The sequence below is a fragment of the Mycobacterium sp. THU-M104 genome, assembly GCF_049197365.1.
GTDB lineage: Bacteria > Actinomycetota > Actinomycetes > Mycobacteriales > Mycobacteriaceae > Mycobacterium.
This window is the reverse complement of record NZ_JBMIOP010000197.1, coordinates 1-1,241: the sequence shown is the minus strand read 5'-3', so window position 1 is coordinate 1,241 and position 1,241 is coordinate 1. Positions and strand designations below refer to the sequence as shown.

The window sequence follows — 1,241 nt, the reverse complement described above, 5'->3', positions numbered from 1 at the left end:
ATCGAACAGGAGGTTGTGCCGTTGACCCCGAAACCTCACACCGGCGGACCGCTCGAGGAACTGCTCGAGCGCAGCGGGCGGTTCTTCACCCCGGGGGAGTTCTCGGCGGACCTGCGCACTGTCACCCGTCAGGGCGGCCGCGAAGCCGACGCGTTCTACCGCGACCGGTGGAGCCACGACAAGGTGGTCCGCTCCACTCACGGCGTCAACTGCACCGGGTCGTGCTCGTGGAAGATCTACGTCAAGGACGGGATCATCACCTGGGAGACCCAGCAGACCGACTACCCCTCGGTGGGCCCTGACCGTCCGGAATACGAACCGCGCGGATGCCCGCGCGGCGCCTCGTTCTCCTGGTACAGCTATTCGCCCACCCGGGTGCGCTACCCGTACGCCCGCGGCGTGCTGGTCGACATGTACCGGGAAGCCAAGGCCCGCCTCGGGGACCCCGTATTGGCGTGGGCCGACATTCAGGCCGATCCCGAGCGTCGCCGCCGCTATCAGCAGGCCCGCGGCAAGGGCGGGCTGGTGCGGATCAGCTGGGCCGAGGCCACCGAGCTGATCGCCGCCGCCCACGTGCACACCATCAAGGCCTAAGGTCCGGACCGGGTCGCCGGCTTCTCCCCGATCCCGGCCATGTCGATGGTGTCCTACGCCGCCGGCTCCCGTTTCGTCGGCCAGCTCGGCGGCGTGATGACGTCGTTCTACGACTGGTACGCCGACCTCCCGGTGGCCTCGCCGCAGGTGTTCGGCGATCAGACCGACGTGCCCGAATCCGGCGACTGGTGGGACGCGGCCTATCTGATGATGTGGGGTTCCAACGTTCCGATCACCCGGACTCCCGACGCGCACTGGATGGCCGAGGCGCGCTACCGCGGCACCAAGGTGGTCACCGTCAGCCCCGACTACGCCGACAACACCAAGTTCGCCGACGAGTGGATGCCGTGCGCGGCCGGCACCGACGGGGCGCTGGCGATGGCGATGGGCCACGTCATCCTCTCGGAATGCTATGTGGCAAAGCAGATTCCGTTCTTCGCCGACTTCGCGCGCCGATACACCGACCTGCCGTTCCTGATCAAGCTGGAACAACGCGGCGACATGGTGGTGCCGGGGAAGAATCTCACGGCGGCCGACCTGGGAGAGGCGGTCGAGAACGCGGCGCTCAAGCCCGCGGTGTGGGACGAGGCGACCGACTCCGCGGCGGTGCCCAACGGCTCACTGGGATTCCGTTACGGCGAGGACGG

General features: G+C 68.3%; 1 pseudogene. It reads left to right on the top strand.

The features are described 5' to 3' along the window. Positions 1–21 precede the first annotated feature (21 nt). Positions 22–1,241 (top strand): annotated as a pseudogene (locus tag ACOJVU_RS15625) (molybdopterin-dependent oxidoreductase); the annotation flags it as partial.